Below are 14,526 nucleotides of genomic sequence, written 5' to 3'. Positions count from 1 at the left end.
ACCCCCTTTTATGAAAACACAAATACCCCCCCCCCCCCCAATGGCGGACATTGGTAGCTTATTTACTATTAGTGATCCTGCTTCCGTTTTCGTGTAATGAGTCCCAGTTCTCTGGAGAAGAGACTATTAAAAAGACTCCTGATTTTATCGACCCGGCAGTTGTAATAACGGATGATGATAAGCTAAAAGCGGAGCGAATCCATACTGTTACTAAGGTACTTCGTGAAATATACAGAAATCGTTCAGTTGTTGAGGAAGTGAATGCTGCGGTGGCCACGGGTTATTATGTTGATGAAACCATTATGCTGAAGGATTTACTGAATCCTGAAACAAGCCCTGTATACCAAATGGAATCATTTAAAGAGAGAGCGCGGGCAAGAGGAGTACAGGCCGGACTATTTAAGCAATACTTTGAAGAGGCCCTTGGAAATCAGAATGCCCGGCAGATGAATGATGATTATTTTTATAATGGCGATATTTATATCTACTTTCCATATCATGAGCAAACGTCAGGGTACAACCAAATACCTGTAGTTGTGCCCGCTACTGTTGAAGCAGATGAGGCCTGGGCATATCAGCCCTATGGTCCTGAGCCGGACATCATAAATCCTCCAGGACATATGACACTTGTGAACGATAATTATGCCGAGTTGTATCAAACGCATGTTGTTGGAGACGGAGGAGTGGAAATCTATCCACAGGCCAACCAACAGAATTGTCAAGGTAATAGCCTCAAAGTTTCGGCCGGATATGTTAAAATTTATTATCATCAATACGATCCATTTGTTTCGTTTAATGATGGTGGAGGTGCAGAGATTAGGATTGGCCTTGCACGTGGAAGCCAGAATGGATCAACAGTTACCAGTTTTGAAAAGCAGATTCAAGTTTATGTGAGAAGACGCAACGCAAGGAATGCCATTTGGACAGAAGCATGGGAGGATTTAGAAACAAGTTGGAGTACTGCTTATCCCCGGTTACTTTTTGCAGTATATGAAAAGGACCCAACGCACGATATTAAAACATTTACTGGTACTCTCGAATGGATCAATCTTGCAGGGCAAACGATTACTTCGAATTACTCAATTAATGTAAGAACGAGGAATACACTTATTTCAAATGACCGCTGGTTAAGGAGTTACTTAGTGTCTCTTCAGTCACAGTTTGGCAACACCCCTGAGTATATTTTGGGTTATGGGCCTTCCTGGACAGGCAGTATACACTCTGTGACACGGTACTCATTACCACTAAGTTGCTATTAAGGCTTCGCTGTTGCTGATACAGAATGATTGGAATACGATCCTTGTTAATCTTTCTGTCATTCGTTGCTTTTGCAACCCTGGAAAGCTTTGCTCAGAGGCAGGAGAGAGAATTTCAATTTGGCCTGTTAAGTGAATATGCAGCCAATGTAAACACCTTGGTAAGCGCTATTATTGCTGACCGTTATTATATTTTTGACCCTGAAGAAAATCTTGATGGTTTTCGTATTGGTACGTTTGCAAGATTAATACAAGGGAAAGGTTTCGTTGTGACAGAGTTGTCTTATTTTCAATGTTGGTCAGTTGAAGCCTACCTGGATTTAAAGCCGGATACGCTCACCGCATTTCCAGGCTGGCCTGGCCGGCTGCAGCACCAGCACAGAATGTTCAAGCTGAATGCTGGATATGGCACAAGGATATTTAGAAATATTACCCTGGATGCCGGATTGGTTGGGTCCTATCAATTAAAAGAGAAATCATTTGGTGAGGACCCCTCAGGTTATCCCAGTCAGCCTCCCCGTCCGGAAAATGTAAATCAAATACTTTCTGATGCCTTTTCTAGGTTCGTCCTTAGTGGTTACGTGCGGGCATCTTATGTTTTTGGCCCCATGCATATTTACTTTTACTATGAACAAGGCCTTACAAGCATCTTCAACGATGTGTATTATAACGGAACACATTTTCCTATGAACACGCGCATGCAATCATGGTCGTTGGGAGTTAGTTATGTCATTTTCAAGACCAGCAAATGAAAGGGATTTCTGTCTTTCTACTCACTTTCTCATGGTTGGTTTTGCATGGCCAAACTAGTGAGTTAACATCAGCACCAAATAAGATCTGGGAAATCTCCACATCCTTTTCTTATGGAAGCGAGAACAATATTGGCAACCCCGGGTTCATGCTCACCACAGAGTACGAGCGCTTTATAAGTAAACGGTTTTCGGTTTCCGGCCGGATTGGCTTTTTTTATTCTATGCCCTGGTTTCATTTTGATGATCTTGGTAACGGCTTCGTGTCGTATGGATGCCTTTCGGGTGGTGTGTACTTAAATCACACCGCCCGTTTTGCTGAAAACCGTAATTATGTAAGGATCTCAGGTGGGTTGTCCTATTTTCATTCCACCTCTTTTATTGAACCCAACTATATTCAAACTTTAGTTATCAGCAAATTCGGTTACGGTCTTTCGCTGGAAGGCGGGCGGTTTATGTCACAGAAAGTTGCTGTGGGCGGACTGCTGCAGATTTACAGCTATGAGATTTTTGGGGATATTACGGTTCTGGGAGTAAATGCGCGCTTCCGGTTAAACTAAGTTTTGCTACCGGCAAACAGATTACACGCCCGCTCCAAATCCACATTGCCTCCGGAAAGGATGATGCCCACCCTTTTACCGGCAAATTTTTCCTTCGCCTTTAACACCGCGGCAAAGGGTACCGCGCACGAGGGTTCAACAATAATTTTCAGGCGTTCCCAGATAAGCCGCATGGCCCCAACAATTTCGGCATCGGTAACGGTAATGATTTCATTTACGTGGTCGCGGATAATCGGAAAGGTTTTGTCGCCCAATGAAGTAAGCAGCCCGTCAGCAATGGTGTTGGATTGGGCTGTTTCTATTTTTCCGCTTTGCAGCGACCGGTACGCATCGTCTGAGCCGGCCGGTTCTCCGGCAATGACTATGGTTTCTGGTGAAAAGTATTTTACTGCGAGCAGTGTGCCACTTAGTAATCCACCTCCACCAACAGGTGCGAGAATAACATCCAGTTTTTCGTTTACGTCTTCAATTAATTCCTTGGCTGCGGTTGCCTGGCCGGCCATCACATCGTAATTGTTAAACGGGTGCACTTCGGTGGCCCCGGTTTTCCGGATAACTTCGGCCAGCATGCTTTCGCGTGAATCAACCGTAGGCTCGCATTCAAAGATCTGTCCGCCATAGCCCCGAACACCCCGCTTCTTTATTTCTGGTGCGGTTTTGGGCATCACTATATAGGAGGGTACACCAACAATTTTAGCGGCCCGGGCTACCGCTTGCGCATGGTTGCCGGACGAATGGGTGGCAATACCTTTTGTCTGTTGTTCAGGGATTAAAGAAAGGATGGCATTCATCGCTCCGCGGGCTTTGAAGGCGCCAATCTTCTGAAAGTTCTCGCACTTGAAGTACAGCGTACAGCCTGCCAGTTCATTCAAACCCGATGAGGTCATCACCGGTGTACGGTGGATGTAGGGTTTGATTCGTTCGTGGGCCTGGTTAATGGTTTCGCGGGTAATCATGGAAATAAATACGTTTCAGCCAAAGTTCAAAAACAGGGTCAACAAATTCCGGTTCTGGACCAAGAAAATCGATGATTTCCCGTTGTTCCAATGCAGATTTTATGCGTAATACATTAGCGGAGGTTCCCAGGTTATACCGTTGAAGCGTATCCGATGCACTCAGTTGCTGCACACCATCGCATAGTGCTTTTAATAAATTAACCTGGGTGTTGCTCAGGTTTTCAATTTCTCTAAGATAGAGAATTGAATTTTCGTGGAGCATGGTTTCCAGGGCAACAGAAACCGTGTTTGGAGTTGCTTCTGTGGATGTAAGTATCCACGTTTTTTGCGCCAGTTGTTGAACAAAGTACGGATGATTTTTAACGGCCTGCGCAATGGCTTGTGCTGCCTCGGTCTGGATAGTTTTCCCCGTCTTCTTAAATGAAGACTTGATGTATTCAATCCAATGCGATTCGCGTATTCGATCCAGGAATATCAAATCACCAAACTTATAGAACGGCATGGATTTGTTTTCAAATAAATCGGCAATCATATGGCGCTTACTGCCAAATAAGCAGTAGCATACCCTGCTTTGCGTTTGCCAGGACGCCCGTAATTGCTTCTGAAATTCAAGGGGATGTTTGTAATGAGAAAGATTTTGAAATTCATCAATACAAACAATGATTCTAATTTTTTTTGATTGAGCAATTCGTTCAGGCAGCATGAGTATTTCTTCAGCAGACTTTTTGGCCGGGGGCGAATCAAACGATACGCTGAAGTCATGAGCCGGGTCAATCCCTATACTGAATCGCGGAGTTATGCTTTTGATAAATTTCTTTCCATTTTCAATCCAGTCTTCCCATTTTGTTGAGGTACTGCGCAGCACTTCGCGTGCAAAACTTTCGTAGAAATCCCGTTCTGTTCGGATATTAAACAAATCGAGTTGAGAAACTTTAATCTGGTCATTTTCCCCGACTATCTTCTCGATAACCCGATGCACCAGGGAGGATTTACCCCAGCGCCTCGGGGAGATGAGAATGGTATTCTGCCCTGAAGTCAGGTTTAACCTTAGTCGTTCTACCTCACTTTCGCGGTTTACAAACTCATAACCCGTTACAATGCGTCCATAGACAAACGGAACAAGCGTCTTTTTCATGGCCAGGCCAAAGATAAGTTACAAGATTGTAAGTTACAACCTTGTAAGTTACATTTTTGTAAGTTGGGTCTATGGTCCTCACCGGATTTTTGGGGTTACTTTACAAGAAACTCCTAATGCGCCTCCAGCCAGTTTTTGCCGATGCCCACCTCCACTTCCATGGGCACTTCCAACTGAACGGCATTTTTCATCAGCGCCACCACATTTTCTTTTACCACATCCACCTCGTCTTTATGCAGGTCGAACACGAGTTCATCGTGTACCTGCATGATCATTTTCGTTTTCAGTTTTTCTTTTTGCAGCCAACGGTGGATGTTCACCATGGCCACTTTAATGATATCGGCAGCGCTGCCCTGTATGGGCGCGTTGATGGCGTTGCGTTCGGCAAAGCCGCGTGTAGCGATATTGCGTGAATTAATGTCTCGCAGGTAGCGCCTCCGGCCTAAAATGGTTTCCACATATTCCAGTTCACGGGCCTTCAGAATGGCGTTGTCCATGTATTGCTTAATGGCCGGGAATTCATGGAAGTACGACTGAATGATTTCGGTGGCTTCCGAGCGCGGTATGTTCAGGTTCTGCGAAAGGCCAAAGGCCGTGCTGCCGTATAAAATCCCGAAGTTCACCTCTTTGGCTTTGCGCCTCATATCGGGCGTTACGCTTTCAATGGGCACTTTAAAAACTTTTGCAGCCGTAGTGGTGTGGATGTCGCGCTTGTTGCGGAAGGCGTCAATCATGGTTTGGTCTTTGGCAAACGAAGCGGCAATGCGCAATTCAATCTGCGAATAATCGGCCGACATGAACAGGTAATTTTTGTCACGTGGAATAAACGCCTTGCGTATTTGCCTTCCTTTTTCTGTGCGGATGGGAATATTCTGAAGGTTGGGGTTGTTGGAACTCAACCTTCCTGTTGCTGCCACGGCCTGCCGGTAATCGGTGTGAATGCGGCTGTCACGCGGGCTGATTAGTTTAGGCAGTGCATCCACATACGTAGATCGAAGTTTTTCGTATTCGCGGAAGTCGAGTATCTTTTTCACGATGTCGTGCTCACCGGCCAGTTTAAGCAGCACATCTTCACCGGTTGCGTATTGGCCTGTTTTGGTTTTTTTTGGCTTATCGCCAAGTTTCAGTTTTTCAAACAGCAGTTCACCTAACTGCTTTGGTGAGTTAATATTAAATTCACCACCGGCCAGTTTGTAAATCTCCATCTGCAACTTTTCGCTGGCGTTACGCAACTCATCCGACATCACGGCCAGTGCATCGGTATCCAGGTTAACACCTTCGTATTCCATGGAGGCCAATACTTCAAGCAACGGCATTTCAACATCCTCCATCAGTTTGGTGTGCCCGCGTGCTTTCAGGTCGGCCTCCAGTTTGCTTTTAAGTTGTAACGTTATGTCAGTTCTTTCTGCAGCGAGTTGTTCGTTCGTTGCCTGTGTTTCGTCATGAAGTTGAGTCTTGAGATAGAACCCTGCAAGTGTAGCTAAATCGTGTGCCGATTCGGGTTCAACCAGGTAATGGGCTATCAATGTGTCGAAAAGCGGGCCCGCTAAATTTTTACCAGCCGATTTTAATGCCAAAACGGTGGCCTTCAGATTATGACCGCATTTCAACAAGGCTGAATCACCAAGTATTAACTCCAGCGTAGCGAGCGTTTTGTCAGCATCCACTGGCACAACCACAGCTTTGCCTTGCTGCCACGAAAATGCAAGGGCCTGCAATTCATCCTTGTTGGTTATTGCTTCAACCGAAAAAGTTTTTGCTTTTTTAAGCGCATCAACAACGGATTTCGTGTTACTTGTTTCTTCAACGCTTGTAGTGGCAATCGTGCCTGTTGTTATTGAGTCCGGTTCGTGTACAGTGGACTCGTCATCCATTTCTTCAGCGGCTGGCGCTGTCCTGCCACCAAACATGGAAAGCTGGGCGCCCACCGGCTTAACAGGTGATGAAACCGGCTCATTAAACACTCTGGCCATGATAGTTTTAAACTCCAGTTCCTGGAAAATTGGTTTGAGGATTTCAGGATTGGGCCCGGAGTACTCCAGTTCTTTCGGGTTGAACTCTACGGGCACATCGGTTATGATGGTAGCCAGTTTTTTCGAGAGCAGGGCCTGCTCGCCATACTGTTCAAACAATTCATTTTGCCTGCCTTTCAGTTCGTGCGTATGCTTTAAAATGTTTTCGATACTGCCGTATTGTTTCAGCAAGGTTGCTGCAGTTTTTGGCCCGACACCCGGAATACCCGGAATGTTATCGGAACTGTCGCCCTGCAAGCCCAGCATATCAATAACCTGAGATACCTCACGGATGTCCCATTTTTCGCAAACTTCTTTCGGTCCCAGCACGTCCACCGCATTGCCCATGTACGCGGGTTTGTACAGTTTTATTTTGTCGGTAACCAACTGGCCGAAATCCTTGTCAGGCGTCATCATGTACACCTCGAAGCCTTTTTTGGCAGCTTGCTTGGCCAGGGTGCCGATGATATCATCGGCTTCATAACCGTCAAGTTCAAGAATGGGTATGTTAAAACCCCTGATGATCTCCTTTACTTTTGGCAGTCCGTACCGGATATCCTCCGGAGTTTCCTGCCGGGTAGCTTTGTAGTCTTCAAAAATTTCATCGCGGAAAGTCGGGGCTGCCGTATCGAAAGCAACGCCAATATGGGTGGGCTTTTGTTTTTGGATGACTTCCAGCAGCGTATTGGTGAAACCAAACGGTACCGAGGTGTTTATTCCTTTTGAATTGATGCGCGGGGTTTTGGTAAAGGCAAAATGAGCCCGGTAAATAAGGGCATACGCATCCAGAAGGAAAAGTTTTTTCGTTTCAGCCATGAGGGCAACTTAGGAAACCCCTGCCATAATAGGAAGGATTCAGTTAAGTTTGGTAGCCCCGCTTTTCACCTCCAGTGTTTTTTCAAGCCGTTCGCGCTTATCGGGCTGGCGAAGCGTTTCCATAAAATAGTATTCTGCTTTTGCTTTATCCGGTTTTAGTGTTACCAGCAAGTAGCCGTGGTCGCGATCGTTGAGGTATTTGATGTGCGGATTATTGGCCAGCATAACCCTCTCCATCATCTTTACTGTATCGGTGCTTTTGTATTCATTATCGTTAGCCGAGGTTACACTGGTAGCGCCAAACTCTACCGCAAAAGCACCAGCTGAAGTTTTCGGGTTATAGGTTTTGCTTACATCGGTAGCCACCTCTATACCCCAGGCGGCATGCGTATCGCCTGTAACAAAGACGATGTCCTTAAGTTTATTGGCAAGAATAAATTTCTTGATTTGTTCTTTTTCCGTCAGGTAGCCGTCCCACGAATCAAGATTGCGCGGCATTTTCGGATAGACGGACCGCAAATCAACATCCGAAAAGATAACCTGGTTGCCGATTATTTTCCAGTGGGCATCGGTTTTCAGGTTATCGAGCAGCCACTGTAGTTGTTCTTCTCCGAGCATGGATCGCTGTTGTTGTGCTTCTTCGGGCGTTGCCGGAGGTTCATCGCGACCTTCGAGGCGTTCATCAAGCATAATCAGTTTGGCCAGCTGGCCGAATGAAAACGACCGGTAGTGTTTATCGCTTTCGCGGATGGGTATCCATTCGTAATATGCTTTGCGGGCAGCATCCCTTCTTGCAAGATAATCGCCTTCTTTATCGGGTTGATGATTCTGTGCGCCTGATTTATAAGAATTATTGGCAACTTCATGGTCATCCCAGATGGCGATGAGCGGATGGGCCGCACTCATGGCGCGTAGGCCGGCATCGAGCCGGTATTGTGAATGACGGGTGCGGTAATCCTGCAATGAAACAATTTCATATGGTGGTAAATTAAAACGGCCAATGGTTGTATCACCGTAACGCCCAACGCCATATTCATAAATGTAATCGCCCAGGTGTAATACGGCATCCACATTTTTATCGGCAATGCTGGCGTACGCGTTGAAGTAGCCCCACTCCCAGTTGCTGCAGCTCACCACGGCAAACACAAGGCTGTCGCGTGTGCCCGTTGGTGTGGTTTTGGTTCGCCCGGTTGGCGAGGTGGCATTTAATGTTTTAAAGCGATAGTAGTAGTACCTATCGGGAGTCAAACCGGTTACATCAACTTTTACGGTATAATCGCGTGCGGGTGAAGTACTAAGGGTATCTGATTTAATAATTGATGCAAATTCCTTGTCGGTTGAAACTTCCCAGGTAACCGAAATCTTTGGTAATGAATCAGGTGGCGTTACGCGCGTCCAGATAACTACCCGATCGGCTAGCGGATCTCCTGATGCCACACCGTGATAGAAGGGCGCCAGCGCAGGTTCATACAAGCCCGATACGGATTCTTTTAATACGGGATAGGTTTCTTTTTTGGGGGAGCATCCAAAAATGAAAATTAAAACGACCAGGCTGGTGAGGTTACGCATAACAATTAATTTTCCGAAAGCTAATGTAGCAAGGTTGCCACAAAACTATGAGGTGATTAAAACTTAATTAAATTCCAACACTGTTATCGCAGCAACAGAACACCATTAAAATTCTGGATTTCGGGCTTCCCGTTATCCAGCCGAAAACTCAGGTACTCAATAATCAGCCGGTGGCCGGTTGTTTCGTCCATGCAATAAAGTTCGCCCACCGGCACTTTGATGTAGCGAACCTCGCCTGTACATTTATTCACAACCTGTTCGGCTACAGGACGAAGATCAAATGTTGCCTGGTAAGATTTTCCGTTAAGGCTGAACCGGGTTTCATCAACATTCCATGTATAGGGAGCATCGGTATAGTAAACAGGATATTGCACCTTAACCAAATGCCGATAGCCCGAAATAGAAAGACTGTCGCCAGTAGTGGTCTCGGCTGAATAGTAATGAATCTCTTCAGCCGTTTCATAACTGTATTGCAGTTTAAGGTACCGTCTGAGCAGTTCAAAGCGCTCATACTCCCGCGCGTAGCGATACTTGAGTGTATCGGCCGAACGGGTAAGTGAATCGGGATCTACCTGTAAATATCCGCGGAGCGCTCCGGGGCCGTGCCGGTTAACCAGGTAACGGAGTATTTCTGTTGCCTCTCCGCTTCCGGAGGTATTGGTAAGCGGTACAAGTTTACCGTTTATGACTGAACTTTTTTGTTCAAAAAATGAAAACAGGCGCTTCAGTTGCGATTGTTTGGAAACAGCCGAAGCACTTTGCGGCCCCCAGGCAGCCAGTAATGCCACCACAAACAGGCTAACGGGTATAACCTTTATGTTTTGCAACCGGCTGGAAAGAAAATAGAGGGTAACACCGGTAAGCCAAAAGCTTAGCACAATGAGAACATAGCGGCTTTCAGTTACACCGTATTGATTAACCCGAAGATATACAGCTGAACCTAAAAGGATAATCAGCGGGATGAGCAGAAGGTAAAAAAATTTCGAAAAAGTCATTATCCACCGATTGCCCTGGTCAAACCGTACCGGGTGTACCAGCAGGATGGACAACATGCCATAAACGGCATAGCCCAACACCAGTGTTGCTACCAATCCTTTTGGTAGTGACCATTCTATTACCAGTTTCCCCTCGTAGGCCAGTAGAATTGCCAGGTAAACCGTGGCCAGTGGTATAAGCACATACTGGGTAAAGATTTTTAATCCTTTCGGATAAGGCTGTGGCTCTTCCAGGTTCTTCCAATCGGAAGGGAAGCCGGCCAGAAAAAAAGCCGTGTTGAATAGTCCGAATATGATGGCAAATAAATGGCCGTAAATTTCGGACCTGATTTTAAGATCAAACAAGGCATCCGCACTAAGTAAAGCTATCGCTAAGCCGGCATAAAGCACAGTGCTATACAACCCCGCTGTAAGAATGCGTATGAATATACGCATATTATACTCCCAGAAACCTTCCACTGAGCCCCTGAAAACAACTGGTGCGAATGACACCAGGAGGTGAAAAGCCAGAACCAAAAATGCAATACGAAAGATGTTGGTTTCATCTGAAATCGGCTCCAGTGAAAAGAATATAATAATCATTACAACAACACCAGCGAGCTTTAAGGCTAATCGACCGGCTGAGGCAAGCTGACTCGACTCCGTAAAAACAGAAACCGATAAAAACAGCGTAAGTGCCAGGTTGCTGCATAACAACAACAGGATGAGTTGTTCCTGATTTTCAGGATAAGCCTCTTCAAAAAGTAACATGGCGCTTACCGTACCTGCCAGCGCGGCCGCCAGTTCAAGGGGAAATCGCCTGGCAACTACAAAAAATCCGCCAAGCAGGGTTTGAAAAGAAGGGAGTTTCATAGCAAGAGGGTAATACAAAACCCCGCAACCTAAGCGGGGTTTTGTATTAATGTGTCAACAATTTTCCTATTCAGAATAACAAGTTGTTCCAATCGCTGACACGGAGCCATTACTAAAACAATAGCTTGTTATTGATGCGGAATAATCAGAATACTTCCGTACAATTCCTATGCAACCATTTCCTTCATCGACCACCTCAATAGAAACGGGCTGACCGCTGCATGATTGGACTCTAAGAGAATTCCAATTGTAATAAAAATCTAGGTACTGAGCATATGTTAATGGTATGATTTTTACATCGTGAATTTGAGATATTTGGTATATTTTAGAATGCATTTGGCCAATGCTTGCAGACTTAGCTTCATTAGAACTGTAGTACTTATCAACATCAACCACGGCATTTCTAATTATTTCAATGTCTTTAAACTGCTCAATATTATCATTACATGATAAAAGGATTAATGTAGAAATAAACAAGTATTTTCTCATATACAGTTAGGTTTTAAGTCCGAAATTTAAAACCTTTATTCTCTCCACTTAATAGTGCAACCTAAAACCTTAGTTTTGGTTACTTCTGGTTCTTTTCCAGTTAGCAAAGCATTGACTGCATTTTCCACGTACTTGTTGGTTACTGCTGAAGCATCTTTAGCATTATCGTCTATCGCTCCGATGTAAGCTACTATAAAATCATTACCGCTACGTTTAAGTATAAAGGCTTGGGGGGTATTAGTTGCACCAAATGCTCTTGCTACTTGTTGGGTTTCATCAAACAAATATGGAAAATCATAATCTTTCCTATTTGCTAACTCTTTCATTTTGTCATAGGAATCTCCGGGAGAAATTTTGGGATCATTTGGCTGTATTGTTATGAGGTTGAAGTCTTTCTTCGAGTAAATTCTGCTCAAGTTTATAATTCTATCATTATACTTTTGTGAATACGGGCAGGTGTTGCAATCAAAAATTACAATAATACCTTTGGCATTCTTGTAATCGGAGAGCGCCACCATCTTTCCATCCACATTTTTCAGTTTAAAGTCGGCTACTTTATCGCCAACATCGTATCCTGATTTAACCGGGGCACCGGCTGTTAACAGCGCTACACAAGCAACGGCAGTAAGCAATGTTTTGATCATATCTACTTGGTTTTTGGTTTAACGGTTTATTCTACTTCAGCAATAAGTTTTTCAAGTTCTCCTTCGTGAAGTTCTTTTTCAACAAATTTTCTTTTACCGGTACGACTGTTGATGATGATGGTGGCCGGAATAGCCCCCGACCAGTTCTTATCAATCTGGTTAATGTAGCTGTTCGGGTCTTTTTCGTCCAGTATCACCACTTCCGACCGGAGTTTTTTCCTGGCAATAAACCGGTAAACTTTTTCCGGGTTTGGATCCAGATCCAGGTCCATACTCACCAGGGTTATTTTAACATCCGCGCGTTCCTGCCCCAGTTTTTCAAATAGTGGTATTTCCTTTACACAGGGGGCACACCAGGTAGCCCAAAAATTAATAACCTGTATATGGTCGCCCTTCCGGGTCATCATTTGCTGCAACTGAGGCAGTTTAATAAGAGGGGCATTTTGGCCGCTGGCGGCCAGTGTTACGGTAAGCAGTAGAGGTAGTAAGGTGGTTTTCATCAGGTTCAAAAACGGCTATTGGGCAAAAGTTGTTCCCAATTTAATAATGACAAGGCTGATGTTTGGCCGGGTTATTTCCACACAATTTGATGAACGGCAAAATGCCTAAAATTCAGGTACTTAGAAATGGTGTAAAATCTGCCAAAAAGAAATCCACAAAAAAGAGCAGTTGTCCACATTACCGGAATGTTTACAGTTAAACAATTGATTTACAGTTAATTATACAACATAAAATCAATCATTTCTTTGTGGACAACTAAATCCGGGTATCTGAAGGCTCTTTGTTTAAATAAGATTCAGATATTCAGAATGATACACCATCATTTCAGCGGTCTTTTGGTATTTTCAGCCACATGGAGCAATACAATAACCGGGTTACACAGTTATTTAATATTGATGTACCCGTAATCCAGGCCGGTATGGTATGGACAAGCGGATGGAGGTTGGCTTCGGCTGTTAGCAATGCGGGCGGATTAGGTTTGCTGGGAGCCGGATCGATGTACCCTGATGTGCTTCGCGAGCACATACAGAAGTGCAAGTTGGCAACCACAAAACCTTTTGGAGTAAATGTACCCCTGCTGTATCCTGATATTGATAAACTGGTTTCCATCATTATTGAAGAAGGAGTACGCATCGTTTTTACTTCCGCGGGCAATCCTGCAGCCTGGACCTCCTACTTGAAAGACAAGGGCATTACGGTAGTTCATGTGGTTTCAAGTGTAAAGTTTGCACGTAAGGCCGAACAGGCCGGTGTGGATGCGGTTGTTGCTGAGGGTTTTGAAGCTGGAGGCCACAACGGCCGGGAGGAAACAACCACCTTTGTGTTGATTCCGCTGGTGCGCGATGCGGTTTCCATACCGCTGCTGGCTGCCGGAGGCATTGCTGATGGGCGCGGTATACTGGCGGCCGAAGCACTGGGTGCCGAGGGCGTACAGGTGGGCAGCCGGTTTGCTGCAAGTGTTGAAGCATCGCTTCATGAAAATTTTAAACGAAAAATTGTCGAAGCAGGCGAAGGCGACACCATCCTTACCTTAAAGCAAATAACGCCCGTACGGCTAATCAAAAATAAATTTTACCAGCAGGTGGCCGAAGCCGAACAGCGGGGCGCATCGGCCGATGAATTAAAAAAACTTTTGGGTCGTGCCCGCGCAAAAAAGGGCATGTTTGAAGGCGACCTGGACGAGGGCGAACTGGAAATAGGCCAGGTGGCCGCTGCGATTAAGGAGATTAAGCCGGCAGCCGAAATTTTAAACGCCATGTGGACTGAGTATCTCACCTTAAAAAAAACCTTGTGCAAGCCGGCCAGCCAATGAATTTTAAACAGATAAAAGAGACCTGCCTGTATGTTGTTAACCTGGAACGGGCTAAGAGTTTTTATGAGTCGGTGCTTCAACTTCCACTGATTACGTATATACCCGGAAAACACGCCTTCTTTAAAGCCGGCACTTCGGTATTATTACTGTTCAATCCTGATGATTCAAAATCAAAATCCAGTCCGCCACCCCATTATGGCGGAGGCAAGCAACACGTGGCGTTTGAAGTAAGCGAACAGGAGTATGAACACGCCAAGGCATGGATTGTCTCGAAAGGAATAACAATTACCGACAAAGTGGTATGGCAAAGCGGCAAAGAGTCGTTTTATTTTGAAGACTCCGAAGGCAATGTATTGGAAATAGTTCCCGATACGGGCATCTGGCCTGGTTAAGCTTTATCAAAGGCAAGTTTTACCCCCATACTCTTGGCCGTTTGCCTGTTCAGGCTTTCGGGCGGGGCAACCGAACGCTTATACACAGCATAAAACCACTGTTCGTAGTCTTTGTACTGAATACAATTCTCAACGGTCTTGTTGTCGATGAGGATTTTGATGCGCTCCGGGAAATCGGGTGAACTGCTTAACAGCATTTGCTGACTGGAAGGCAAATCGTCCAGGCATACAAACTCAATTCCACGATACGATTGAGGGCCAACTTTCATAGACGTGAATTACTGAACT

The 14,526-nt window shown here is 45.2% G+C and carries 14 protein-coding genes and 1 pseudogene; 5 read left to right on the top strand and 10 right to left on the bottom strand.

The genetic code is table 11. The features are described 5' to 3' along the window. The first annotated feature begins 71 nt into the window (after positions 1-71). The 3 genes from HRU69_03975 to HRU69_03965 all read left to right on the top strand — a co-directional run bounded on the left by HRU69_03975 (position 72) and on the right by HRU69_03965 (position 2,565). Entirely contained in the window at positions 72-1,259 is a 1,188-nt protein-coding gene (locus HRU69_03975) for a hypothetical protein (protein ID QOI96697.1), read from the top strand. A 23-nt stretch (positions 1,260-1,282) separates the two neighbouring features. Next, positions 1,283-2,008 carry a hypothetical protein gene (locus tag HRU69_03970; GenBank protein QOI96696.1) on the top strand — a complete coding sequence of 242 codons (726 nt, stop codon included), beginning with the start codon at positions 1,283-1,285 and terminating at the stop codon, positions 2,006-2,008. Between the two features lie 146 nt (positions 2,009-2,154). Continuing rightward, a complete protein-coding gene (locus HRU69_03965) occupies positions 2,155-2,565 on the top strand; it encodes a hypothetical protein (GenBank protein QOI96695.1) in 411 nt (136 codons plus the stop codon). Here the strand turns inward: HRU69_03965 and HRU69_03960 are convergent. From HRU69_03960 to HRU69_03920, 9 genes and pseudogenes are all read right to left on the bottom strand, one after another. Next, positions 2,562-3,521, bottom strand: coding sequence for a pyridoxal-phosphate dependent enzyme (locus HRU69_03960; GenBank protein ID QOI96694.1), 960 nt, complete (start codon positions 3,519-3,521; stop codon positions 2,562-2,564). The genes HRU69_03965 and HRU69_03960 overlap by 4 nt on opposite strands. Continuing rightward, positions 3,499-4,656, bottom strand: coding sequence for an ATP-binding protein (locus tag HRU69_03955; GenBank protein ID QOI96693.1), 1,158 nt, complete (start codon positions 4,654-4,656; stop codon positions 3,499-3,501). Before HRU69_03955 ends, HRU69_03960 begins: the two co-directional genes overlap by 23 nt. After that, positions 4,653-4,721 (bottom strand): annotated as a pseudogene (locus HRU69_03950) (pentapeptide repeat-containing protein). The gene HRU69_03955 and the pseudogene HRU69_03950 overlap by 4 nt, the downstream one beginning before the upstream one ends. 48 nt (positions 4,722-4,769) lie before the next feature. Then, on the bottom strand, positions 4,770-7,484 hold the full coding sequence (gene polA, locus HRU69_03945; GenBank protein QOI96692.1) for a DNA polymerase I: 2,715 nt from the start codon (positions 7,482-7,484) through the stop codon (positions 4,770-4,772). Positions 7,485-7,523: 39 nt separating this feature from the next. Further along, complete coding sequence (locus tag HRU69_03940; protein QOI96691.1) at positions 7,524-9,053, bottom strand: alkaline phosphatase D family protein; 1,530 nt, start codon at positions 9,051-9,053, stop codon at positions 7,524-7,526. 83 nt (positions 9,054-9,136) lie between these two features. Further along, positions 9,137-10,900 (bottom strand): DUF4153 domain-containing protein, encoded by a 1,764-nt coding sequence (locus tag HRU69_03935; GenBank protein ID QOI96690.1) that lies wholly within the window; start codon positions 10,898-10,900, stop codon positions 9,137-9,139. Positions 10,901-10,966: 66 nt separating this feature from the next. Then, positions 10,967-11,389 (bottom strand): hypothetical protein, encoded by a 423-nt coding sequence (locus HRU69_03930; GenBank protein ID QOI96689.1) that lies wholly within the window; start codon positions 11,387-11,389, stop codon positions 10,967-10,969. 35 nt (positions 11,390-11,424) lie between these two features. Next, positions 11,425-12,033 carry a thioredoxin family protein gene (locus HRU69_03925; protein ID QOI96688.1) on the bottom strand — a complete coding sequence of 203 codons (609 nt, stop codon included), beginning with the start codon at positions 12,031-12,033 and terminating at the stop codon, positions 11,425-11,427. 26 nt (positions 12,034-12,059) lie between these two features. Further along, a complete protein-coding gene (locus tag HRU69_03920; GenBank protein QOI96687.1) occupies positions 12,060-12,533 on the bottom strand; it encodes a TlpA family protein disulfide reductase in 474 nt (157 codons plus the stop codon). A gap of 353 nt (positions 12,534-12,886) precedes the next feature. Between HRU69_03920 and HRU69_03915 the strand changes: the two genes are divergently transcribed. Next, on the top strand, positions 12,887-13,846 hold the full coding sequence (locus tag HRU69_03915; GenBank protein QOI96686.1) for a nitronate monooxygenase: 960 nt from the start codon (positions 12,887-12,889) through the stop codon (positions 13,844-13,846). Next, positions 13,843-14,238: a VOC family protein gene (locus HRU69_03910; protein QOI96685.1), complete on the top strand. Its 396-nt coding sequence runs from the start codon at positions 13,843-13,845 to the stop codon at positions 14,236-14,238. The genes HRU69_03915 and HRU69_03910 overlap by 4 nt, the downstream gene beginning before the upstream one ends. Here the strand turns inward: HRU69_03910 and HRU69_03905 are convergent. Next, positions 14,235-14,507 (bottom strand): hypothetical protein, encoded by a 273-nt coding sequence (locus HRU69_03905; GenBank protein QOI96684.1) that lies wholly within the window; start codon positions 14,505-14,507, stop codon positions 14,235-14,237. The genes HRU69_03910 and HRU69_03905 overlap by 4 nt on opposite strands. Positions 14,508-14,526: the final 19 nt, after the last annotated feature.

This window comes from Flammeovirgaceae bacterium (assembly GCA_015180985.1).
Classification (GTDB): Bacteria; Bacteroidota; Bacteroidia; order Cytophagales; family Cyclobacteriaceae; genus UBA2336.
The sequence above is the reverse complement of the archived record's forward strand: the minus strand, read 5'-3'. Positions and strand labels throughout refer to the sequence as shown.